19 protein-coding genes are annotated in these 23497 nt (G+C 73.0%); 7 read left to right on the forward strand and 12 right to left on the reverse strand.

The window, feature by feature from the left end; all coding sequences use genetic code 11:
* Positions 1-180: 180 nt before the first annotated feature.
* The 9 genes from OG624_RS06150 to OG624_RS06190 all read right to left on the reverse strand — a co-directional run bounded on the left by OG624_RS06150 (position 181) and on the right by OG624_RS06190 (position 13483).
* On the reverse strand, positions 181-1455 hold the full coding sequence (locus OG624_RS06150; protein WP_051762266.1) for an MFS transporter: 1275 nt from the start codon (positions 1453-1455) through the stop codon (positions 181-183).
* Positions 1456-1574: 119 nt separating this feature from the next.
* Positions 1575-2609 carry a winged helix DNA-binding domain-containing protein gene (locus tag OG624_RS06155; RefSeq protein WP_033214187.1) on the reverse strand — a complete coding sequence of 345 codons (1035 nt, stop codon included), beginning with the start codon at positions 2607-2609 and terminating at the stop codon, positions 1575-1577.
* A gap of 170 nt (positions 2610-2779) precedes the next feature.
* Positions 2780-6718, reverse strand: a complete 3939-nt coding sequence (locus tag OG624_RS06160) for an amino acid adenylation domain-containing protein (protein WP_371639197.1) — start codon at positions 6716-6718, stop codon at positions 2780-2782.
* A gap of 15 nt (positions 6719-6733) precedes the next feature.
* Positions 6734-7948, reverse strand: a complete 1215-nt coding sequence (locus tag OG624_RS06165; protein ID WP_266359357.1) for a cytochrome P450 — start codon at positions 7946-7948, stop codon at positions 6734-6736.
* 1 nt (position 7949) lies between these two features.
* On the reverse strand, positions 7950-8213 hold the full coding sequence (locus OG624_RS06170; RefSeq protein WP_167745519.1) for an MbtH family protein: 264 nt from the start codon (positions 8211-8213) through the stop codon (positions 7950-7952).
* Positions 8170-8940 (reverse strand): thioesterase II family protein, encoded by a 771-nt coding sequence (locus OG624_RS06175; RefSeq protein ID WP_051762270.1) that lies wholly within the window; start codon positions 8938-8940, stop codon positions 8170-8172. The genes OG624_RS06170 and OG624_RS06175 overlap by 44 nt, the downstream gene beginning before the upstream one ends.
* 3 nt (positions 8941-8943) lie before the next feature.
* A complete protein-coding gene (locus tag OG624_RS06180; RefSeq protein ID WP_371639198.1) occupies positions 8944-10848 on the reverse strand; it encodes a non-ribosomal peptide synthetase in 1905 nt (634 codons plus the stop codon).
* Positions 10845-12356, reverse strand: a complete 1512-nt coding sequence (locus OG624_RS06185; protein WP_051762306.1) for an aldehyde dehydrogenase family protein — start codon at positions 12354-12356, stop codon at positions 10845-10847. Before OG624_RS06185 ends, OG624_RS06180 begins: the two co-directional genes overlap by 4 nt.
* Before the next feature lie 128 nt (positions 12357-12484).
* On the reverse strand, positions 12485-13483 hold the full coding sequence (locus tag OG624_RS06190; protein ID WP_051762272.1) for an AfsR/SARP family transcriptional regulator: 999 nt from the start codon (positions 13481-13483) through the stop codon (positions 12485-12487).
* A gap of 174 nt (positions 13484-13657) precedes the next feature.
* On the opposite strand from OG624_RS06190, the gene OG624_RS06195 reads away from it, so the two are divergent.
* From OG624_RS06195 to OG624_RS06205, 3 genes are all read left to right on the forward strand, one after another.
* The gene (locus OG624_RS06195) at positions 13658-15259 is read left to right on the forward strand and encodes a tryptophan halogenase family protein (RefSeq protein WP_033214192.1); all 1602 of its coding nucleotides are present in this window, start codon (positions 13658-13660) and stop codon (positions 15257-15259) included.
* An 84-nt stretch (positions 15260-15343) separates the two neighbouring features.
* Positions 15344-15976, forward strand: a complete 633-nt coding sequence (locus OG624_RS06200; protein WP_063733865.1) for a flavin reductase family protein — start codon at positions 15344-15346, stop codon at positions 15974-15976.
* Positions 15963-17243 (forward strand): cation:proton antiporter domain-containing protein, encoded by a 1281-nt coding sequence (locus tag OG624_RS06205; RefSeq protein ID WP_371639199.1) that lies wholly within the window; start codon positions 15963-15965, stop codon positions 17241-17243. Before OG624_RS06200 ends, OG624_RS06205 begins: the two co-directional genes overlap by 14 nt.
* A 76-nt stretch (positions 17244-17319) precedes the next feature.
* Here the strand turns inward: OG624_RS06205 and OG624_RS06210 are convergent, their stop codons facing one another.
* From OG624_RS06210 to OG624_RS06220, 3 genes are all read right to left on the reverse strand, one after another.
* Positions 17320-17745 carry a universal stress protein gene (locus OG624_RS06210; RefSeq protein ID WP_033214194.1) on the reverse strand — a complete coding sequence of 142 codons (426 nt, stop codon included), beginning with the start codon at positions 17743-17745 and terminating at the stop codon, positions 17320-17322.
* A gap of 8 nt (positions 17746-17753) precedes the next feature.
* Entirely contained in the window at positions 17754-19283 is a 1530-nt protein-coding gene (locus tag OG624_RS06215) for an APC family permease (protein ID WP_078908919.1), read from the reverse strand.
* A 63-nt stretch (positions 19284-19346) separates the two neighbouring features.
* Positions 19347-19940, reverse strand: a complete 594-nt coding sequence (locus tag OG624_RS06220) for a histidine phosphatase family protein (RefSeq protein ID WP_033214196.1) — start codon at positions 19938-19940, stop codon at positions 19347-19349.
* A 70-nt stretch (positions 19941-20010) separates the two neighbouring features.
* On the opposite strand from OG624_RS06220, the gene OG624_RS06225 reads away from it, so the two are divergent.
* The 4 genes from OG624_RS06225 (at position 20011) to OG624_RS06240 (ending at position 23480) form a co-directional block, all read left to right on the forward strand.
* On the forward strand, positions 20011-20772 hold the full coding sequence (locus tag OG624_RS06225; RefSeq protein WP_051762274.1) for a YoaK family protein: 762 nt from the start codon (positions 20011-20013) through the stop codon (positions 20770-20772).
* Between the two features lie 25 nt (positions 20773-20797).
* Positions 20798-21277, forward strand: a complete 480-nt coding sequence (locus OG624_RS06230) for an Lrp/AsnC family transcriptional regulator (RefSeq protein ID WP_033214198.1) — start codon at positions 20798-20800, stop codon at positions 21275-21277.
* Positions 21278-21322: 45 nt separating this feature from the next.
* On the forward strand, positions 21323-22000 hold the full coding sequence (locus OG624_RS06235) for an HAD family hydrolase (protein ID WP_033214200.1): 678 nt from the start codon (positions 21323-21325) through the stop codon (positions 21998-22000).
* Between the two features lie 94 nt (positions 22001-22094).
* Complete coding sequence (locus OG624_RS06240) at positions 22095-23480, forward strand: cytochrome P450 (RefSeq protein WP_051762276.1); 1386 nt, start codon at positions 22095-22097, stop codon at positions 23478-23480.
* Positions 23481-23497: the final 17 nt, after the last annotated feature.

Below are 23497 nucleotides of genomic sequence, written 5' to 3' on the forward strand. Positions count from 1 at the left end.
TCTTCGGGAGTCGGGAGAGGGATACGGCGAGGTGGCGCCGCGGGGTGCGCGGCGCTGGGCGTGGGGGGTACGGGCACCGGTTCGGGTGCGGTGTACGGACGTACGGGGTGGGGGCGGGGTGCGGTGCGGAGTGGGCGCCGTTCGGCCGGCACCCACTCCCGCTCCCCCGTCGTGCGTCGATCAGGCGGTGATCCTGGCCTCGTCGGCCGCCGGAGATCCCTCCTCGGCGTTGTCACCGGCGGGCATTTCCTTGATCTTGGCCACCGGTCCGGCGAGCAGGGTCAGGCCGCCGACGATGGTGACCGCGCCGGCCACGGCGAGGCCGGCCGTCAGGCCGATCCCCTCGCCGAGCGCGCCGCCGGCGAAGTAGCCCAGCGACAGGGCGCCGTACACCGCGGAGAGCGCGGTGCCGCTGACGCGGCCCATCTGCTCGTTCGGGGTGACCCCCTGCACGAGGCTGAGGACGTGGATGTCGAACATCGGGGAGACGAAGCCGATGATGGCCTGGACCACGATCAGTCCGACGAAGCCGCCGATCGCCCCGCCCGTCGGCACCAGGATGTAGCCGGCGCCGAGCACGACCGCGGTGATGACGAGCAGGCGGCCCACCGAGAGGCTCTTGGAGACGACCTCGGAGAGCACCGCACCGACGATGACGAAGACCGACATGACGGCGAAGGCGACACCGACCTGGCCGGGGCTGAGGTCCAGCACCTTGTACGCGTAGACGATCAGGAGCGCGTCACCCATCGCGGCACCGAGGTTGACCACGACGTTGGCGGTGAACAGGCCGCGCAGGACCGGGTTGCCGAAGAGCGTCCGCATGCCCTCCTTCATCTCCGCCTTCGCGGAGGCCTTGCGCTCCTCGGTCCGCTCGCGCACGTCCCGGTGGCGGATGACCAGCAGGGCGACGAGCGAGATGAGGAAGGTGAACGCATCGGCGGTGATGGCGCGTGCGGCGCCGAGCAGCTGGATGAGTGCGCCACCGGCGCCCGCACCGACCGCCTCGGCGACGCTGCGGCTGATCTGGAGCTTGGTATTGCCTTCGATGAGATTCTCGGTGCCGATGAGCTGGGGCAGCCAGGACTGGTACGAGACCTCGAAGAAGGTGGTGAGGCAGCCGGTGATGCCGGCCACGATGAAGAGGTGGGTCATGCTGACGGAGTCGAGCGCGAACGCCAGCGGAATCGTGGCCAGGGCCAGGAAACGGCCCAGGTCGGCCACGATCATGACGGTGCGCCTCGACACCCGGTCGGCCACCAGCCCGGCGATCGGGGCGAGCAGCAGGAAGGGGAGGAAGCGCAGCGCGCCCAGCACGCCGACCTCCAAGGCTCCACCGTCCAGCACCACGACCGCGAGGGTCGGTAGCGCCAGAAGGGAGATCTTGTCTCCGAAGTTGCTGACGGTCTGCCCGAACCACAGGCGATTGAAATCGGAATGCCGACCGAGTGCCATGTCGACGCCCTTTTCTGATTGGGTACGGAATTGTCGGACGGCACTGACGCTATGGACCCCGAGTTAGACCCCGGTTATGAATTCCGGGAATGTAGAACTCTTGTAGACATGCGATGAGTTCAGCTGGAGAACCGTGCTATGTCGGCACTCTCGCGGGCGATCCCGGCCGCCACGGCGGGGGTGTGGGGCTCGGCCCCGGGGAAGGGCTCGACGGTCACCGGGGCCCCGCGGCGGCCTCCCGACCAGGTGCCGACGGCCAGGCCGTCGACCAGCACGGTGGCGCGGATCTGCCCGCCGCCGGGCCACACGCGGCGTTCGTGTGCCGCGGGTACCGACAGCTCGCGGCTGCGGTATCCGACGAGGTAGTTGTCATAGGCCGGCAGCAGGCGTACGTCGGGCTCGCCCGGGGTGGGTAGCGGCTCGGATCCGGTCTCGCGTACGGCGGCCCACGCACTCTTGCCCGTGGTGGCCTTCAGCCCCGACCAGTGGACGAAGTCCAGGGCGTCGGACGGTCCGTACGCCGCGCGGTAGCGGCGGGCGAGTTCGCGTTCGGCGGCGGCTCCGGTGAAGGGCAGGGGTCCGGTCGCGGGCAGCCAGTCGTCGAGGAGGACGAAGGTGGCCTCACCCTCCCGCTGCGGGCCGTGGCAGACGCGGCCGGCGAGCGCGGCGCGGCGGATCAGGTGGAAGGCGGACTGGCCCTTCGGTTCCACCCCGAGGGTGGTGAGCCGGTCGGTGAGCTGGGCGCGGGTCAACGGCCCCTCGGCGCCGATCGCTTCGATGATGAGCCGTTCCGAGCGCGCGCACAAGGACTCGTCGAGGCCCAGTTCCCGCAGCCGCCGGGCGGCGAGCGCGAGGTATACCGGGCCGAAGAGGGCCAGCAGCCAGCGGGCGTCGGCGGCCGGCACCAGCTGCAGGGTGCCGCGCATGAACCAGCCGCGGACGGCGGTGCGTTCGACGTCGGTGGCCCGGCGCACCGCGTCCTGGGTCAGCCCGCGGGCCCGTACCCGCAGGCCGAGCTCCGCCGCCGGCAGGTCCTGTGCCTGCACGGCCAGCACCCGGTCGAGGACGGCGGCGACCGATTCCTCCCGGACCTCGCCGCCGATCGCCTGTGCGCGCGCCCTGAGCAGCCGGTCGGTCGTCGTACGTCGTTCCACGTGTCCAGTCTTTCAGCCGTGCGGCCGTGGCCGCGTCTTCTCGTCGCGGGCCGCCACGCGTGCGACGGCCCGCTCACCACCACCGGTCCGGTGCTCCCAACGACGCGCAGGCCCTGTGCCGGGCGGCGGGGAGCCGCCCGGCACAGAGCCGGAGCCGGAGCGTGCCGCGGTCAGCGCTTGCGGCGCAGCACCGCGTAGTAGCCGGGCAACCGCAGCGCGTCGGAGTCCGACTGCGGGTCGATCGCATGCAGTTCTATCGCCTCGTCCTCGACGAGCTCCCACCCGTCCGCGCCGAACGCCTCGGCCAGTTCGGGCCGGGTGAAGCGATGCGAGTGCCGGACGCCGGCCGCCTCCAGCGGGCCGACCAGGTCCTCGGCACGGCCGCGCTTGCCGCCGACGAAGCCGAGGTAGCCGAAGGAGTTGCTGGAGTAGTCGGGCTCGTGGACGATCAGCGTGCCCTCGTCGCCCAGCAGGCGGTCGGCGACGGCGGCGAGCCGGGCCCGGGCCTCGCTGTCCAGGACGTGGAAGACGCCGCGGACGAAGATGTTGTACGGCCCCTCGCCCAGGACGGCGGCCTGCTCGGTGTCGGTCATGTCGATCGCCAGGTAGTCGACGTTCGGCACGCCCTCGGCCTCGCGCTTGGCGTGTTCGATGGCGCTGGCCGAGACGTCGACGCCGATGACCGAGGGGTAGTACGGGGCGAGTTCGCGGCTGTAGCGGCCGTTGCCGCAGCCCAGGTCGATGACCGGCAGGCCGCCGCGGAAGTGGCGTCGCGCCTGGTCCAGCAGCCAGTGGAACTCCTCACCGCTGTCGGCGTCCCAGATGACGTCGCCGCCGCGTCCGGTGCGCCGGATCCCGGCCCAGTACCGCTCCCAGGCGTCGCCGGTGTCGCGCTCCTCGGTCGTGACGGGGGCGGCGTCGTCCTCGCCGGGCGGCGGGGAGTGGCGCTCCCAGATCTCGTCCTCGGCGAGGGCGTCCAGCAGGGCGGTGAACTCCTCGAACATCGAGTCGATGAGTCCGTCCGGGTAGACGGCGGGCAGGAAGTCCCAGTTGAAGGTGAGTCCTTCGGGCTTCTCGAAGACCTGGAAGTCGAGGGAGACCTGCGGGGTCTGGGAGATGCCGTAGACGGGGGCGCCCAGCTCCGTCTCCTCGTACTGCGGCGGGTGGCCGGCGAGGCTGGTCATCACGACGGGCATGGCCGGGGCGAGGGAGCCGCGCAGCTTGGTCAGCTCGCGCAGCACCTGTACCCCGCTGAAGTAGCGGTGTTCCAGGTCGGCCCAGAGCCGGCGCTGGACGGCCTGGGCCCGTCCGGCGAAGGTGCTGTCCGTCTGTTCGACGGCCAGCAGCAGGGTGGTCGTGGTGTCCGCGAGCAGCGAGTTGACCTGCGGGTGCAGCGGAAGGCGGTTGAACAGGGGGAAGTTGATGGTGAACCGGGCCTGTGCGGCTGCCCGGCCGAGGATCTCGGCGTAGGCGGCGGCCAGGACCCCGGACGGGGTCACCTCGCGGGCGTGGGCGCGCTCCTGGATCCGGCTCCACCGTTCCGGGGCGACGACGTGGCTGCGGCGCTCGAAGCGGACGGGCAGCTCGGGGGCGTCGGCCGGGCGCTCGGGCAGTTCGGGGGCGGGCGGGAGGGTGGCGAGGCGGTCGCGCCAGTACCACTCGGAGCGGCGGTAGAGCTCGCTGTCGCGCAGCGAGTTCCCGACGGCGAGCACGTAGTCGCGGAAGGTCAGCTCCAGCGGGGCGAGTTCGGCGCCGGGTTCCACGTAGTAGGTGACCAGGTCGGGGATGAGGACCTGGAAGTAGCTCCAGGCGTCGGCGACGAGGAAGTCCAGGCAGAGGTGGATCCGGGCCCGGCCGCCGCCGAGCAGGCTGATCCGTACGTCGAACAGCGGCCAGGCGTCGCCGTCGAGGACCTGGTGGGACAGTCGCTCGCGCAGCGCGGCCAGTTCGGCCTGCCGGGCCTCCTCGCCGAGGCCGCCGAGGTCGGTGACGGGGATCTCGTAGGCCGGGATCTCCTCGAAGACCTGCTGGGTGCCGTCGGGCAGGACGCGGGTGCGCAGGGCGTCGTGGCGTTCCACGAGCCGGCGCCAGGCCCCCTCGAAGCGGGGCACGTCGAGCTTTTCACTCTCCCACTCGAAGTAGCCGTGGCAGCCGACGTTGCCGAGCTCGACGAGGCCGCCGCGGCCGATCCACAGCGCCTGCTGGCTCTCGGTGAGCGGGAAGGGCTCGAAGCGCGCGGCGGGGTCCGGGACGATCGCGGGGAGGCCGCCGAAGGAGCCGCGGCCGCCCGCGCGTTCGGTGGTGACGAGGGTGGCCAGCTCGGCGACGGTGGGGCAGGTGGAGAGGTCGGAGAGGCTGAGCTCGACGCTGTAGCGGCGACGGATCGCGTCGATCAGCTGGAAGGCCAGCAGCGAATGTCCGCCCAGCTCGAAGAAGTTGTCGTGGATGCCGACGCCGTCGGTGCGGAAGGCGTCGGACCACAGCCTGCTGAGCCCGTCCTCGACCTCGTTACGGGGTGCCTCGTAGCCCGCGCCGACCGCGTCGCGGCCCTCCGGGGGCTCGGGCAGGCTGCGCCGGTCGACCTTGCCGTTGGGCAGCCGCGGGAGGGAGGGCAGCACGACGACGGTGGCGGGGACCATGTAGTAGGGCAGGGTGCGGGCGACCTCGGCGCGCACGGCGGCGGAGTCGGGTGCGGCCGTGCCGGCCGGGGACACGTAGGCGATGAGCCGCTTGTCGCCGGGGCCGCGCTCCTGGGTGACGACGACGGCCTCGGCGATGTCGTCGAGGCGGGCGATGTGCGTCTCGACCTCGCCGAGCTCGACGCGGAAGCCGCGGATCTTGACCTGGGAGTCGGAGCGGCCGAGGAGTTCGACGGCGCCGTCCTCGCGACGGCGGGCGAGGTCGCCGGTGTCGTAGAGCACCGGGTGCGCGTCGTCGGCGAGGAAGTTGGGGTGGAACTTCGCGGCGGTGAGCTCGGGGCGGCCGTGGTAGCCGGCCGCGACCCCGGCGCCGGAGACGTGCAGGCGGCCGACCTCGCCCTCGGGTACCGGACTGCCGTCCTCGTCCAGGAGGTGGACACGGAGGTTGGCGATGGGCACGCCGACCGGGACCTGCCGGGTGGCGCGGACCTCGTCGGAGGTGGCCTGGCTGGTGAAGTCGATGCCGGCGCCGAGGTCGAGGCAGGACAGGACGTTGGTGGTCTCGGTGGTGCCGTAGGTCATCACGACCCGGAAGGGGGTGTCGACGGGCGGCCAGCTGTGGACGCGCTCGGCGGTGGTCACCAGGATCCGCAGCGCGGTGTCCGCGGGCCAGTCCAGGCCCCAGGCGGGCTCGGCCAGGGCGGCCACCAGCATGGTGTGGGTGATGCCCTCGCCGACGAGCCAGTCGCGGATCTGCTCGGGGGTCTGCGCCTGCCCCGCCTCGGGGATGTGGACGGCCGCGCCGGCGGGCAGGTAGGCGAGCCACTCCATGATCTGGACGGCGAAGCCGGGGGTGGACATCCAGGAGGCGCGGTCGCCGGGCCGGACGCCGTAGGCGCGGGTGGTCCAGTGCACGAGGTTGGTGAGCGCCCCGTGCCGTTCCAGGACGGCCTTGGGGGTGCCGGTGGAGCCGGAGGTGTAGATCAGGTGGCTGACGGTGTCGGGGCCGGTCACCACCTCGGGCGCGGTGTCGGGCAGGCCGGCGCCGGCGGTGGCGACCTCGGCCTGCGGGATGTCCTCGGGTATCCGGCGGCCGAGGTCGGCCGGGGTGAGGACGAGCAGCGGTGCGGCATCGGCGATCATCGCCGCGAGCCGGTCGTCGGGGTTGACCGGGTCGAGGGCGACGATCGCGGCGCCGGTCTTGAGGATGGCGAGGGAGCCGATGACGTAGTCGGCGCTCCGGGGGTAGCAGAGGCCGATCCGGGCCCCGGCGGCGGCTCCGCGGGCGATCAGGGCGTGCGCCAGCCGGTTGGTGGCGGCCTCCAGTTCGGCGTAGGTCCAGCTGCGGTCGCCCTGCGCGAGGGCGGTGGCCCGGGGGGTGCGGGCGGCCTGTTCGGCGAGGAGCTGCGGATACCCGGTGGTGGGGAAGGCGGCGTCCGAGCGGTTGAAGTCGACGAGTGCGGTGGTCACAGTGCGGGCCCTTTCTTACTTCGCGAAGGCTCGGCTGCGCAGCAGCCGCACGGGGAGAGCGTTGATCCCCCAGGTGAAGTTGGAGGAGTTGAAGGTGACGGGTCCGGCGAGTTCGAAGCCGTCCAGCACGCCGAGCATCTCGGTGAGCAGGGCGCCGAGCTCGAAGCGGGCCAGGCGCGCGCCGAGGCAGAGGTGGCGGCCGTGTCCGAAGGCGACGTGCCGGTTGGGGCGGCGGTCGACCCGGAAGGCGTGCGGGTCGGCGAAGACGTCCTCGTCGCGGTTGGCCGAGACGTTCCACAGCGTGACGCGGGCGCCCTCGGCCACCGGGATCCCGTTGATCTCGGTGTCGCGGACGGCGGTGCGCAGGGCGTGCACCCCGGGAGTGGTCCAGCGCAGGATCTCCTCGACCGCCGGGGCGATGCCGCCCTGGCCGAGGCCGCGCAGCAGCCGCCACTGGTCGGGGTGTTCGGCGAACATGTGGACCGCGCCGGCCGCCGAGTAGCGGGTGGTCTCGTTGGCGCCGGAGAGGACGCCGTTGAGGTTGAAGACGATCTCGTGGTCGCTGAGGGGCCGTTCGACCCCGTCGCCCTCGTCGACGAGGGTGTCGTGGGCGATCTGGCTGACCAGGTCGTCGCCGGGGCGGGCCCGGCGCTCGGCGAGCAGCTCGATGAAGTAGAGGAAGATCTCCGAGTGCGCGTTGGTGCGTACCTCGTCGTCCGGGGAGTCGAAGGCGTCGGTGGTGAGGGCCCCGATCCAGGCCCAGTCGGCGCGCGGGATGCCCATCATGGCGCAGACGACCCGGTTGGGCAGCTGCTTGGCGAGGTCGATGAAGTCCAGCTCGTCGTGTTCGAGGGCCTCGGTCACCAGCTCGCCGACCACCTTCTCGACCATCGCCTCGAGGCGCGGCATCTGCTGCGGTCCGAAGGCCTGGTGGAGGGCCCGCTTGAGGCGGGTGTGGTGCGGGACGTCGGAGACGATGAGCATGCGCTGGGCGACGGCGGCCACGGCGGCCGGATCGCTGCCCAGCCGCATGCCGCGCGCGGAGCTGAAGGTGTCGCTGTCGGCGTAGACCTTCATGATGTCGCGGTGCCGGCTCAGCACCCAGAAGCCGCCGTCGTCGCTGCCGGGCTCGGGATGCCAGTGGACGGGCGAGTGGGCGCGCAGCCAGGTGAAGGTGGGCCAGAAGTCGTTGCGGCCGAAGGGGCCCGGGTCGAGCAGGTCGATCTCCATCTCAGGCTCCTCGCAGGCTGAGCGGGCGGGTGTCGGGCCAGTGGGCGTCCACGAAGCCGGCGCATTCGTCCTCGGTGCCGTCGAAGCCGGCCGGCGTCCAGCCGTCGGGGGTCTCACGTGTGGCGGGGTACAGCGCGTACTGCCCCTCGTGGTTCACGAGGACCTGGTGGGTGGTGGGCACGGTGTCCTCCGGACTCGGGCGGGTGGGGACGGTGGGGCGCTCAGGCGCCGGTCGTGGTGGGGGCGGTTGCGGGGGCGGTCGGATCGGCGCCCGCGGCCCGCAGCAGGGCGGTCAGCTGGTCCAGTACGGGCCGCGGGTGGCGCAGTACGGCGTGGTGGCCGCCCGTGGTGGTGTGCCGGGTGAAGGCGGCGGTGGTGATCGCGGCCCAGCCGTCCAGGTCGGCGGAGGTGACGGTCTCGTCGCCGTCGGCCCCCCAGGCGTGGACGGGCATGTCGAGTCGGACGCCGGGCTTGTGGACATAGCTCAGGGACAGTTGGGCGTCCTTGCGGAGCATGTCGACCATCAGGGCGCGGGTGTCCTCGTCGAGCAGTTCGGGGTCGAGGCCGGCGGTGTCGAAGAGCTTGTCCAGCTCCTCCCCGTCGTCGACGATGCCGCGGCCGGCGCCGTCCCAGTGGCCGGGGGCCCGGCAGCCGCTGACGACCAGGGCCCGCGGGGCGACCCGGCGGGAGACCTCGTAGCCGAGGAGGCCGCCGAAGCTGTGGCCGAAGACGATCAGGGGCCGGTTCCCCACGGTGGACACCAGTTCGGTCGCGATGGCCTCGACGGCCTCGTCGAAGCTGTCCGGCATGGGTTCCCGCCAGCGGTTCTCCCGGCCCGGCAGCTGTACTCCGTACACCTGGGCGGTGCCGGCCAGCTCGGTCTGCCAGGGGCGGAACTGTTGGCAGCCGGCGCCGGCGGGGGGCAGGCACAGCAGGGCGGGCAGGGCCCGGTCGGCGGGGTCGTCGGTCCAGGTGGAGATCCAGGCGCCCATGGCTCAGGCCCCTTCGGCGGTGTCGTCGGCCGGGGCGCCGGCGGACGCCTCCCGCTCGGCGGAGAGCCGGTCGAGTTCGGCGGCGAAGTGCCTGGCCGTCGGCTCGGCCAGCAGCGCGCCGAGGCCCACCCGCAGCCCCATGACGCGGCGCAGTTCGGAGACCGCGCGGGCGGCGGCCAGGGAGTGGCCGCCCAACTCGAAGAAGTCCGCGTCGGGGCCGGGGATCTCGGTGGCGAGCACGTCGGCCCAGACGGCCATCACGACGCGCTCGCTGGTGGTCGGACCGCCGCCCGGGGCCGCCTCCGGTGTGCCGGGTGTCCGTTCCGGCGCCGCCAGGGCCCGGGCCAGCGCCTCGCGGTCGGCCTTTCCGGTGCTGAGGGTCGGGATCCGGTCGAGTACCCGTACGACGGCGGGCACCGCGGCCGCGGGCAGCTGCTTGCGGCAGCGTTCCACGACCAGTTCGGCGAGGCCCGCAGGGTCGCTGCCGGGGGCCGCGACCACGGCGAGGCCGAGGGTCTGCCCCGAGGCGAGCGGGCAGCAGGCGGCGGCGACGACCTCGGGGAGTTCGGCGGCGATCCGCTCCACCTCGCCCAGTTCGATGCGGTGGCCGCGGATCTTCACCTGGTCGTCGCGGCGGCCCCGGTACTCCAGTTCGCCGCTCGGGCGGCGGACCACCACGTCACCGGTGCGGTACATGCGGGTGCCGCCGCCCTGGAAGGGGTCGGGCAGGAAGCGGCTCGCGGTGAGCCCGGGCCGGCCCCGGTAACCGCGGGCGACGGCGGGGCCGCCGAGGTAGAGCTCGCCCTCGGTGCCGGCGGCGACCGGGCGGAGCTCCTCGTCCAGGACGTAGGCCCGGTAGCCGGGCAGCGGAAGTCCGATGGTGGTCACGTCGTCCCCTCGTCGGCTGTCGGCCCAGGTCGCGGCGATGGTCACCTCCGTCGGCCCGTACACGTTGAGCAGCCGGCGGCCGCGGGCGAACCGCTCGGCCAGGGCGGCCGGGCAGGCCTCCCCGGCGACCACGACCACCTCGGCGGAGTCGATGCCGGCGCCGTGCGCGGCGAGCAGCGACGGGGTGAGGGAGACGGTGCGCAGGCCGGCGGGCAGCGGCTCGCGGCCCTCTGCCGCGGCCTGGCGCAGCCCGTCCAGGGAGAGGTCGGTCAGGGCGACCCCCTGGCCGTGCGTCAGGTAGAGCAGGGTGCACCAGAGCCAGCCGTCGAAGGCGGGCGAGACGGCGTTGAGGCCGAGCCCGCCGGGGGGCAGCCCGAGGCCGCCGAGGGCCTCCACGAAGGTGTCCAGGCCCCGGTAGGTGACCTCGACCCCCTTGGGGCGGCCGGTGGTTCCGGAGGTGTAGATGAGGTACGAGCAGCTGTCGGGGGCGGGTACGGACACCCCGAGCGGCCCGGGGGCGCCGCGGCGGACGTCGGTGGGGGCCAGCAGGGTGATCCCGCCGGGCTCCAGGCCCGTGGGTACCTCGGAGGCGACCAGGACGGCGGCCCCGGCGTCGCGCAGGACGCGGCCGAGGCGCTCGACGGGATGCGCGGGGTCCAGGGGTACGGCGGTCCCGCCGAGGCTCCAGACGGCGAGCAGGGCGGGCACGCTCTCCCGGGATCGGCCGAGCAGCAGCCCGACGGAGGTCTCGGGGCCGACCCCCGCCGCGGCGAGCGCGGTGGCGTACCGGGCGGTGCGGGCGGTGAGCGCCGCGTAGGTGAGGGTGCCGTCGAAGGCCTTGACGGCGGTCTCGTTCGGCTGTTCGCGGGTCCACCGTTCCAGGCGGGCGAAGAGCGGCGGGAGCGCGGCGTCGGCCGGCTCGGCGGGGCCCGGTTCGGCCCGGGCCGCGCGGGGCGGTGCGTCGTCGGCCGGTGCGCCCGGGGCGGTGGCCCCGGCGGACTCGGCGTGCCGGTCGGTCATCCGTCGTTCCTCTCGGTGTCCGCGGGGCGGGCGGCCGCGGTGGCTCGCAGGCGCGGGCCGACCACCTGGCCTCCCCCGCCCTGCGGGAGCTGCATCGATTTGGTCTCCAGGAAGGCCTCGAGTCCGGCGGTGCCGCATTCGCGCCCGATCCCGGACTGCTTGAACCCGCCGAACGGGGCGGCCGGGTTGAACTGGCCGCCGTTCACGTCGACCAGGCCGGAGCGGAAGCGTCGGGCCACCCGTTCGGCGCGGGCTCCGTCGCCGGACCAGACCGCGCCGTGCAGCCCGTAGCGGGTGCCGTTGACGATCCGGACGGCCTGGTCCTCGTCGTCGTAGGGGATGACCGAGAGCACCGGTCCGAAGATCTCCTCCTGGCCGATCGTGCTCAACGGGTCCACGTCGGCGAAGATCGTCGGCCGGACGTAGTAGCCGGTGTCCAACCCGTCGGGCCGGTCGGGGCCGCCGCGGACCAGGCGGCCGGCGCCGTCCTCGACGCCCCGGCGGATGTGGTCGGTGACACGTGCGTACGCGGCGGCGGAGACCAAGGGGCCGAGGTCGGTCGCCGGGTCGCGCGGATCGCCGGTCACGTACCCGGCCATGGCTTCTCCGGCGAGCTGTACGGCCTCGTCCTGGCGATCCCTCGGTACCAGCAGTCGGCTCCACTGCAGGCAGGTCTGGCCGGTGTTGAAAAGCATCTGGTCGACGGTGGCGGCCACGGACGCGGCCAGGTCGGCGTCGTCGAGGACGAGGCTCGCGTTCTTCCCGCCGAGTTCGAGGTGGACGCGCTTGACGGTGTCGGCTCCGAGCGCGGAGACCTCGCGGCCGGCCCGGGTGGAACCGGTCAGGGAGACCACGTCGATCAGCGGGTGGGTGACGAGCGCGGTGCCGACGGCGGCGCCGGTGCCGACGACCATGTTGAAGACGCCGGGCGGCAGATCGGCCTCGGCTATGGCCTCGGCGAGCAGTCGGGCGTGCAGCGGGGTGATCTCGCTCGGCTTGTGGACGACCGTGCAGCCGGCCGCGAGCGCGGGCAGGATCTTCTGCACGGTGAGCAACAGCGGGGTGTTCCAGGGGGTGATGCACGCGGCCACCCCGGCGGCCTCACGTACGACGAGGGAATGGCCGACGCGCTCCTCGAAGGTGTAGAGGGCGGCGGTCTCGACGCAGTGCGCCGCCATGCCGAGGGAGAGCCCGACGTGGGTCTGGCGGGCCATCCGGGCGGGTGCCCCGACCTCGGCGGTGATGGTCTCGGCGAAGCGGTCGGCCCGGACCTCCATGGCCTCGACGACCCGGCGCAGCAGCGCGGTGCGTTCGCGCAGCGGGGTGGCGGCCCAGCGCGGGAAGGCGGCCGCGGCGGCGCGCGCGGCGAGGTCGGCGTCCCGGGCGGTGCCCGCGGGCACGGTGGCCAGGGCCCGCTCGGTGGCGGGGTCGGTGACGACCAGGCGCCCGTCGGCGTCGGAGGCCACCCAGGCGCCGCCGATCCACTGGTCGGTGTAACGGGGCGGCAGGGGGGCCGTGTCGGGCTCGGCCCCGGCGGGTCCGGAGTCCTGTGGCTCGGTCGGCACGGTCAGCACGGTCACGGTGGGGTCCTCACTCGGTCACGGGATCACGGGCTCGCTGAACAGCTGGGTCGGTGTCACGCGGTCGCCTGGTCGGCCGCACGGGCCAGGGCGGCCGCGGCCCGGTTGTCGGGCCTGGCCCGCCGCACGGGTCGGGCCAGGGCGGTCGTACGGGCTTCCGGGCTCCAGGCGGGGGTCCCGGCCCGGCGGGCCGTGGACCGCAGCGCGCGGACGGTGGCGGGCGGGGCGCCGGTGACGGCGGAGACGGGAGCGGCGGCAGCGGCGCGCGCGGCGGCCGGGATCAGGGTGCCCAGCAGCCGCTGGGTCTCGTGGCCGGGTGCCACGGCCAGCTCGTCGCGCATCCGGCGGGCGCACAGCTCGTACCAGCGCCGGACGCAGGCGAGTTCACCGCGCCGGCCGTGCGCGGCCATCAGCGCGCGGTAGGTCTCCTCGTGGTGGCGGTCGATCTCCAGGGTGCGCTTGCAGACCTCGATGAGCTCCACGAAGTCCTCGCGGGCCTCGGCGTCGGCGCGCAGCGCTCCCAGGGCCCGCAGCGCGAGCGCCCTGAGGTACTCGCGCTGTTCGACGACCCAGTCGGCGCTCTCGCCGCGCAGGAACTCGCCGCCGTAGAGGTCGATCGCCGCCCGCAGCCGGGTGCGGGCGAGCGGGGCGTCACCGGCCGTGGCGGCGCGCAGGCCGGTGTGCACCAGTTCCTGGAACCGGTCCAGGTCGCACCAGAGGCCGCTGATGTGCAGGACGTACCCGAAGTCCCGGTAGACCAGCTGGATCCCGGAGTCGCCGGGGCGGTCGGGGTGGGCGTCGAGCACCCGGCGCAGGGCGTGGGCGGCGACCTTCAGGGAGCTGCCCGCGGCGGAGTCGGCGTCGGGCCACAGGGAGGCGTAGAGCCGGTCGCGGGTGAGCATCTGGCCGCGGTGGACCGCGAGGTACTGGAACAGGCCACGGGCCTTGCCGGCCCGCCAGCGCTGGACGGGGGTGCCGTTGACGGTCAGCTCGAAGTCGCCCAGGAATCGGACCTGTACCGCCGGCCCCGCTGTTTCGGTCGCTGCGGTGGTCATCGCGTCCTCCCGGTGGTTTTCAGCCTGCCGCTCTGCCTGCGAGGAGTGTGTCCGGGGGGTCTACAAGGGCCCTACAACGGCCGGATCCGATCGGTGTAGAGCGGTGATAGGGCGTTTTTCGACACTGATGAGCACGACCACCCGAACCGCCGAATCCGAAATGAGGGCTGTTTCATGACCAGCAGCGACACCCGGCTTCAGAAGGTCGTCATCCTGGGCGGCGGCACGGCCGGCTGGATGACGGCCGCATACCTCGGAAAGGCGCTGCAGGGAACGGTCGACATCACCGTGCTCGAAGCGCCGACGATCCCGCGCATCGGTGTCGGCGAGGCCACCGTGCCCAACCTGCAGCGTTCCTTCTTCGACTACCTCGGCATCGCCGAGGACGAGTGGATGCGGGAGTGCAACGCGAGCTTCAAGATGGCCGTGCGCTTCGTCAACTGGCGGACCGACGGGCAGGGCGAGTCGAACGCCCGTGAGCTGCCGGGCGGCGGCCCGGACCACTTCTACCACCCGTTCGGGCTGCTCCCCGACTACGACCAGACGCCCCTGTCGCACTACTGGTTCAAGCGCAAGTACGAGGGCCGCACCACCGAGCCGTTCGACTACGCCTGCTTCCGCGAGCCCCCGGTGATGGACGCGATGAAGGCGCCGCGCTGGCTCGACGGCCGGCCGGCCACCCGGTACGCCTGGCACTTCGACGCCCAGCTGGTGGCCGACTTCCTGCGCCGGTTCAGCACCGAGAAGCAGGGCGTGAACCACGTGCAGGACGAGATGGTGCGGGTCGAGCAGGACGAGCGCGGCTACGTGACCACCCTGCACACCAAGGGCGGACTGGCCCTGGACGCCGACCTGTTCGTGGACTGCTCGGGCTTCCGCGGCCTGCTGATCAACCAGGCGATGGAGGAGCCCTTCATCGACATGAGCGACCACCTGCTGTGCGACAGCGCGGTGGCGACCGCCGTCCCGCACGACGACGAGGCGAACGGCGTGGAGCCGTACACGTCCGCGATCGCCATGTCCTCCGGCTGGGCGTGGAAGATCCCCATGCTGGGGCGCTTCGGCACCGGTTACGTGTATTCCAGCAAGTTCACCGACCAGGACACCGCCACCGCCGAGTTCGCGGACATGTGGGGCCTGGACGTGGAGGAGACGAAGTTCAACCACATCCGCTTCCGCGTCGGCCGCAACCGCCGCGCGTGGGTGAAGAATGTCGTCAGCATCGGCCTGTCGTCCTGCTTCCTGGAGCCGCTGGAGTCGACCGGCATCTACTTCATCACGGCCGCGATCTACCAGCTGGCCAAGCACTTCCCGGACAAGACCTTCAACGACGGTCTGATCAACAGCTTCAACCACGAGATCGAGGTGATGTTCGACGACACCCGCGACTTCATCCAGGCGCACTTCTTCTACGCGCCGCGCAACGACACGCCGTTCTGGCAGGCCAACAAGAAGCTGACCCTCCCCGACAACATCCAGCAGAAGATCTCCGCGTACAAGGCCGGTCTGCCCATCAACTCGCCGATCACCGACGAGTCGACGTACTACGGCAACTTCGAGGCCGAGTTCCGCAACTTCTGGACCAACGGCAGCTACTACTGCATCTTCGCGGGGCTCGGCCTGGAGCCGGATGCCCCGCTGCCCTCCCTGGCCCACCGGCCGGACTCGGTGGCCGGCGCCGAACCCCTCTTCGACACGGTCAAGCGCCAACAGCAGAACCTGCTGGAGACGCTGCCCACCGCCTACGACTACCTGCGCCAGTTGCACGGCGCGTAAGGCCCACCGCTCCCACGGCCCGGCAGCACGGCTCTCCCGCCGGCTGCCGGGCCGCAGTTGCCTCAGCCACCTCAGGAGTCAGACATGCCCCACCGCTCCGTGCCCCACCCCGCCGCACCGGACGAGTCGGCCGGGGACCGGCCCATGGACCTCCGTCCCTTCATGGCCGCCTTCCCCACCGGGGTGTCCGTCGTCACCACGCTGGACTCCGATTCCGTACCGCACGGCCTGACCTGCACCTCCCTCGCGAGCGTCGCGCTCGAACCGGCGACGCTCGTGGTGTGCATACGGGCGGCGAGCCCCACCCTCGCGGTGCTGCTCGCCGAGGGCCACTTCGCCGTGAACCTGCTGCACGAGCGGGCCCGCGGCACCTCCGACCTGTTCGCCTCCGGGGCGCCCGACCGCTTCGACCGCGTCGAGTGGCGGCTGCCGCTCGGGGCGGGCGGACCGCACCTGACGGCGGACGCGCACGCCGTCGCGGACTGTGCCGTGGTGAGAACCGTCGGCTTCGGGGACCACACGGCCGTCTTCGCCGAGGCCCGCCGGGTGACCGTACGGGACGACCGGGAACCGCTGCTCTACGGGCTGCGCCGGTACGCCCCCTGGTCCGCGGCGGCCGCGGCCCCGGCGCCGGCCCCGCAGTCGGCCGCGCGCCACGAACTGCCCGGCGCGCTGCGGCCGGCCGCGCCGGAGGGAGCCACCCGTGTCGTCCGCTGATCCGCTGCCGGCCCTGCTGATCGCCGTCCCGGCGGTGATCCTGGCCTGCCAGGTCGGAGCCTCCGTCTGCCGCCGGTTCGGCCAGCCCCCGGTGGTGGGCGAGATCGCCACCGGCATCCTGCTGGGCCCCTCGCTGCTGGGCTGGATCTGGCCACAGGCCCAGCACGCGCTGTTCCCGACGTCCGTGCTGCCGTACACCTCGGTGCTCGGACAACTGGGGCTGCTCGCCTTCATGTTCCTGGTCGGGCTGGAGCTCGACCTGAAGAGCCTGCGCGGTCACACCAGGGTCGCGGTGGCCGTGAGCCAGGCCGGCATGTTGCTGCCGTTGGCCCTGGGCGCGCTCCTCGCCATAGCCATGTACGACGGCTTCGCCCCGGACGGCGTCGGCCGGATGCCGTTCATCCTGTTCATGGCCGTGGCCATGAGCATCACCGCGTTCCCGGTCCTCGCCCGGATCCTCATCGACCGGGGCCTGTACGGGACTCCGCTCGGCGCGCTCGCCATGGCCTGCGCGGCCGTGGACGACGTCGTCGCGTGGTGCCTGCTGGCCCTGGTGGTGGCCCTCGCCGGTGCCGGGTCCCCGATGGAGGCGGCCACCACGGCCGGACTCGCCGTGGCCTTCACCCTGGTGATGCTCTATGCGGTACGGCCGCTGCTGGCCCGCTGGTCGGCCCGCGCCGACCGGGCCGGCGACGCGGCGGTCCTGGTGGCGCTGTTCAGCGGGCTGAGCCTGTCCGCGCTGGCCACCGACCTGATCGGCGTGCACGCGCTGTTCGGGGCGTTCCTGTTCGGGGTGGTCACCCCGCGCACCGGGCAGCGCATCGAGGCGTCGGCGGCCCGGCTGCGCGCGTTCACGGTGCCCGTGCTGCTGCCGCTCTTCTTCGTGCACACCGGGCTGCGTACGGACATCGGTGGGCTGACGGCCGCGCCCGAGCTGTGGCTCTGGACGGCCGCGATCCTCCTGGTCGCCTTCCTCGGCAAGTGGGGCGGCGCGGCGGGCGCGGCGCGCGCCTGCGGAAGACCCTGGCGGGAGGCCCTGGCGATCGGCGCCCTGATGAACTGCCGGGGACTGACCGAGCTGGTGGTGCTCAACGTCGGTCTGGAACTCGGCGTCATCGGGCCGCAGCTGTTCACCATGCTGGTGCTGATGGCCCTGGTGACGACGGCGATCACCAGCCCGGCCCTGACCCGGCTGCGCGCCGGGAGGGAGGTGAGCCGCCGGGCCCCGGCGCAGGCCGAGCCCGAGAACGCCCTCTCCGGGCCCTGACGGGCGGACCGGAGCGGAGGGTGTCCGCCGACCGGAACCGGAGGGTGTCCGCCCGCCCCGGCCGGACCACGGCTGTTCAGGCGCCCTCCGGCCCGGTCGGCACGCACAGCACCGGGATCGGCGACAGGTGCAGCAGCTTGTGCGGGGTGGAGCCGAGCAGCGCTCCGCGCAGCGGGCTGTCGCCCCAGCTGCCGACGATGATGACGCGGGCCCGGTGGCGCTCGGCGGCGTCCAGCAGGGCCTGCGCGGGCTTCTCGTCGGCCACCTCGACCGTGGAGGGCACCCCGGCGGCGTCGGCCTCCTCGACGGCGTGCGCCAGCGCGCTGCGGCCCGCCTGGCGGACGGCTTCGCGGTGGGCGCGGGACTCCTCGCCGGTGGCGCCCGGGGCGGCCGCGCCGTAGACGAGGACGAGGGGTTCGCCGAAGGCGGTGGCCACCTCCAGCGCCACCTGCAGGGCCCGCTCCGCGCCCGGTGACTCGTCGTATCCAAGGACCACGGACATCGGGGCTCCTAAGAGGACTGGTGCTTCCCTGCGTGGACGAGTTCCGGGTCGACGACGCCGCGCCGCTCCTGCCAGAACCTGCCGTCCCGGACCCGCCAGAAGCACATGACGGCCACGCCCACGAGCGCGATGCCGATGCCGATGACCAGCGGGGGGCCGAGGCCGAACCAGGAGACCCCGCCGGCGGAGTTCTCCGGGTCGGACATGTCGCCGATCGATTCCACCAGCAGCCAGGCCAGCAGGCCGGCGCCGATCACCGGGCCGAGTCCGATGAGCACGAAGTTGTGGACGTTCTCGAGGAGATGGCGGCGGTAGTAGATGGCGCAGGCCAGGCCGGTGAGCGCGTAGTAGAACGCGATGAGCAGGGAGAGCGCGGTGAGCGAGTCCAGGAGCGCGTTCTCACTGATCTGGTTGACGACGAGGTACCAGCCGATGGCGATGCCGGCCACCCACCACGTGCTCACGTCCGGGGTGCGGAACCTGGGGTGGATGTGCGCGAGCCGGTGCGGCAGCGCGTGCCGGCGGGCCATGGACAGGGCGGTGCGGGAGGCGGGGATGATCGTGGTCTGGGTGGAGGCGAGGGCCGAGGTGCAGACGGCGAGGAGCACCACCCAGTCCCAGCCGCCCATGACCTCGTGGGCCAGGACCGCGAAGATGGCCTCCTCCTCGCCCGCGTTCTCGGCGAGGTAGGCGGTGCCCGCGTAGGCGACGACCGCGAAGCCCACGGACAGGTAGGTGACCAGGAGGATCACGGTCGACCAGATGCCCGCCTTGCCGGGCGCGGTGGCGGAGTTCTCGACCTCCTCGGTGAGGTTGACCGCCGACTCCCAGCCCCAGTAGATGAACACGCCGAGCAGCAGCCCGCCGGTGAGGGCGGCGCCGCCCGCGCCGAAGGGGTTGAGCCAACTGAGGGACGGCTCGATCGAGTCCAGGGTGCTGGTGTCGGCGTAGACGCGGTAGATGGCGACCACGGCGAAGGCCAGCAGGAAGAAGACCTGGGCGAGGATCAGGACGTCCTGCAGGTGGGCCGAGAGTTCCGTGCCGATGACGCAGATGAGGGTCATGGCGAGGATCACCGCGACGGTGAGGCCCTGCCGGATCCAGGCGTTGGCGGCCCAGCTGTCGAGTCCGACGGCGAGCAGCCCGAAGTTCACGGCGACGTCCGCGAGGGAGCCGATGACGAGGACGCCGGTCATGGCGATGGCCCAGCCGCCGAGCCAACCCGCCCAGGGGCCCATGGCGCGGGTGACCCAGGAGAAGGTCGTCCCGCAGTCCTGGTCGACCTTGTTGAGGTAGTAGAAGGCGGCGGCGATGAGCAGCATCGGGACGAAGGAGGCCAGCATCACGCCGGGCGCGTAGATACCGGCCAGCGCCACGATCGGGCCGAGGACGGCGGCCAGGGAGTAGGCGGGCGAGGTGGAGTTCAGGCCGATGACGAGTGCGTCGAGGAAGCCGATCGCGTTGGCCTTGAGCCTCGCGTCCAAGCCCTCCGGTCCGGCACCCGCACTGCCGTCGTCCGTGTACGAGTCGTGACCCATGTACGAATGGTCACGCACACGGCAGCCCCGCGCGAGGCGAGCCGGCCGCGGTCGGCGCCGCGGTCAGGGGCGGGTGTTCCAGCCCGCGATCACCGGGAGGTCGTGTTCCGTGGAGAGCACGCTGACCGTGCCGGTGCGCAGCAGGAACAGCCGGCCGTGTTCGGGCTCCAGGTGTAGGTAGCGGGCGGTGAGGACGCGCAGGAAGTGGCCGTGCGCGACGAGCACCACGTCGCCGCCGTCGGCGCGGAGCACGGGGGCGACGCGGGCCAGGGCGCGGTCGGCGCGGGCGCCCACCTGGGCGGCGCTCTCGCCCGGGTGCTCGGCGTCGCCGGGCGGGACGCCGTGGGTCCACAGGGACCAGTCCGGCGTGTTCTCGCGGATCTCCGCGGTGGTGATCCCCTCGTAGCCGCCGTAGTCCCATTCGTACAGGTCGGGGTCGGTCTCGCCGCCGGTGAGCCCGGCGAGTTCGGCGGTGGCGACGGCCCGGCGCAGCGGGCTGGTCAGCACCAGGGCGGGCCGCTGGTCCCGGAAGAAGGGGGCCAGCGAGATGGCTTCCTCGACCCCGCGCGCGGTCAACGGCAGGTCGGTGCGTCCCGTGTGCCGCCCGTTCGCGCTCCAGGCGGTCTCGCCGTGCCTCACCAGCAACAGGTCACTCATCCTTCGGACCCTATGCCTTGCGGCATGTCGACGCGGGAGCACCCGGGCGGGCGTGTCACTGTCGGGCGTCATGGACGAGAACCGGGAGGCCGGGCGGAGGACCGGTCCGCCGCTGCTCCCCCCGCACATGCCCGCGCTGATGGTCGTACTGACCGGGGTGACCGGGCTGGTGGAGGCGGTGAGCCTGCTGGCGCTCGGGCCGGCCTTCACGGCGATGCAGACGGGCAATGTGCTGTTCGTGGCCTTCGGGGCGGCCGGGGCGGGGCGGCTGGAGACGCTGGCGCCCGGGGTCTCGTTGGCCGCGTTCGTCGTCGGGGTGGTGTGCGGGTCGCACCTGGAGTCCGTGACCGAGGTCCGGGGGAGGCGCTGGTTCGTCATCGGCCTCCTCACCGAGGCGGTACTGATCCTGACCGCCGCGGGCATCGGCTGGGGGCTGGTCGCGCAGTACGGATCCCCGGCCCTACGGCATCTGGCGGCGATGGCGGTCCTGGCCCTGGCGATGGGGCTGCGCAACACCACGATCATGCGGGCGAACGTGCCCGGCGTACCGACGACGCTGGTCACCCGGTCCATGACCGCCTTCATCGGCGCGACGGCCATGGGGCGGGAGAACACGTACGGGTTCGGGACGGCCGGCTGGAAGCTGCGCGGCCTCTCCGTCCTGGCCATGTTCGCCGGCGGGTTCCTCGGGGCGCTGCTGCTGCGGGCCGGTGCGACCGTGGGCTGGTTGCTGCTGCCGGCCGGCGCGACGGTGCTGGTCGTGGGCCTGCTCTACCGGAGTCAGCCCGGGCTGCACACCGACCAGGCACCTGGCCGGGAACCATCGGGGTGAACGGGGCCATTGGTACAGTCGGGGCGTGGCGGTGGACGAGCTCGACACCAGAATTCTGCGCCTGCTGATCGAGCAGCCGCGCACCAGTGTCCGCGAGTACGCCCGGATCCTCGGCGTCGCGCGCGGCACCTTGCAGGCGCGGCTGGACCGGCTGGAGCGCACCGGCGTGATCACCGGCACCGGGCCGGTGCTCTCCCCCGCCGCGCTGGGCCATCCGGTGCTGGCCTTCGTGCACATCGAGGTCACGCAGGGACATCTGGACGACGTGGGGGACGCGCTGGCCGCCGTGCCCGAGATCATCGAGGCCTTCTCGATCACCGGTGGCGGGGACCTGCTGACGCGGGTGGCGGCCCGGGACAACGGGCACCTGGAGGACGTGATCCAGCGGCTGATCCAGCTCCCGGGCGTGGTCCGCACCCGTACGGAGGTGGCGCTGCGCGAGCGGGTGCCGCACCGCTTGTTGCCACTGGTCGAATCCGTGGGCAGAAATGCCAGCAAAACCTGACAGGATTATCGAAACAGGACGCGACCTGCAGGACGGGCGTAACGGATGATTTCCGTCATATTCGATCTCGATGGCACCCTCGTGGACAGCGAGCCCAACTACTACGAGTCCGGGCGCCGCACCCTGGAGCGGCACGGGGTCCCCGATTTCACGTGGGAGCAGCACTCCCGCTTCATCGGCATCGGCACGCGGGAGACCCTGGAGATCCTGCGGGACCGGTACGGGATCCGGGCTCCGGTCGAGCAGCTGCTCGCCGAGCAGAACGCCGCCTACCTGGAGCTGGCCCGCACCCGGACCGAGGTCTTCCCGCGGATGCGGGGGTTCGTCGAGCGGCTGCACGGCGAGGGCGTGGCGATGGCGGTGGCCTCCGGATCCTCGCTGGAGGCGATCGACGCGGTGCTGTCGGGCACGGGGCTGGACGCGCTGCTGACGACGACGGTCTCCGCCGAGGAGGTGGCGCGGGGCAAGCCCGCTCCGGACGTGTTCCTGGAGGCGGCCCGTCGGCTGGGCGCCGAGCCCGCCGACTGCGTGGTCGTCGAGGACGCGGCGCCCGGGGCGCGGGCCGCGCACGCCGCGGGCATGGCCTGCGTGGCGGTCCCGTACACCCCGGCCATCGCGGGGGACCCGGCCTTCGCCTCCGCCGGACTCCTCTTCCCGGGCGGGCAGCCGCAGTTCAGCGCGGACGCGGCGTACGACTGGCTGTCCGCACGCCGGACCGCGTAGCCGGCCGAGGGGGCCACCAGGGTGGCCACCGCGTCGCCGAGGAGACCTTGTCCGCTCTCTGGCGGCCTGCGGGGGCGACTGTCACCATGCCTGCGTGACCGCGACCCTGACCCCGGACGCCCGCAGCGGCGGACCGCGCCGTTGGCCGCTGCTCGGCAACCTCCCCGCCTTCGCCCGCGACCCCTTGGCCTTCTTCGAGTCCCTGCGTGACGGCTACGGCGACTGGGTGCCCTGGGCCCTCGGCCGCCGGCGCAACATCCTGGTCTCCCGGCCCGAGCACGCCGGGGAGCTGCTCGGAGCCGTCGAGTCCACCTTTCGGCCGACGGAACTGGGCTGGGCCTTCCGCCAGTTGCTGGGCAACGGGGTGGTCGTCGCCACCGGGGACGACTGGCGGCGCAAGCGCGCGCTGGTCCAGCCGGCCGTACGGCCGCGCCAGGTGCGCTCGTACGCCGCGACGATGGTCGAGTGCGCGGATGACCTGGCGAGCGTCTGGCGCGCGGGCCGACGGATCGACGTGCACCGGGAGATGGCCGGACTCACCCAGCGGATCGCGGTGCGCACGCTGTTCGGGAGCGACGCCGCCGGCCGGGAGGGGCCCATCAGCGCGGCCATGGCCACGGCGCAGCGGGAACTGGGCGCGGAGTTCCGCGGGCTGACGCTGTTCCTGCCGCCGTGGGTGCGCACGCCCGGGCGGCGCCGGATGCGGGAGGCGGTGGCGGTGCTCGACCGGGAGATCGAGCACGTCATCCGGGAGCACGAGGCGGCGTCGAGCGCCGGTGCGGAACGGGACGACCTGCTGAGCCGGCTGCTCGCGGCCCGTGACGAGACCGGCGGCCCCCTCTCCCGCAAGGAGTTGCGGGACGAGTCGATCACCCTCTACATCGGCGGCCACGAGACCACCTCGACCACCCTGACCTGGGCCTGGCAGCTGCTGTCGGGGGCACCGTCGGCACGGGCCCGGCTGACCGAGGAGCTCGACCGGGTGCTCGGCGGGCGGCTGCCTACCTACGACGACTACGCGCGGCTGCCCTGGACCCAGCAGGTGGTCAAGGAGGCCCTGCGGATCTATCCGCCGATCTGGCTGATCTCGGCGGTGGCCACGGAGGGCGCGACCCTCGGCGGGCGCGCGATACCGGCGGGGACCTCGGTGTGGACCAGCCCCTGGTCGATGCACCGCGACGCCCGGTGGTTCCCGGACCCGGAGGTCTTCCGCCCGGAGCGGTGGGACGCGGACGCCCCGCATCCGGTGCCCGAGCACGCCTGGTTCCCTTTCGGCGGCGGCCCGCGGGCCTGCCTGGGCGCGCGGTTCGCGCTGGTGGAGGCCGCGCTCGTACTGGCGGTGCTGGCGCAGCGGTTCCACCTGGACAGCGGGAGCACCCGGGCCGGGGTCTTCCCCGGGCTCACCTTGCAGCCGACCGGTCCGGTCCTGGCGACCCTGCGTCCCACCGGCACCGCCCCGCGCGACGGCGGCGGCCGCTGAGCGGGTGAACGGCCCGC

It is taken from the genome of Streptomyces virginiae (assembly GCF_041432505.1).
GTDB classification, from domain to species: Bacteria; Actinomycetota; Actinomycetes; order Streptomycetales; family Streptomycetaceae; genus Streptomyces; species Streptomyces virginiae_A.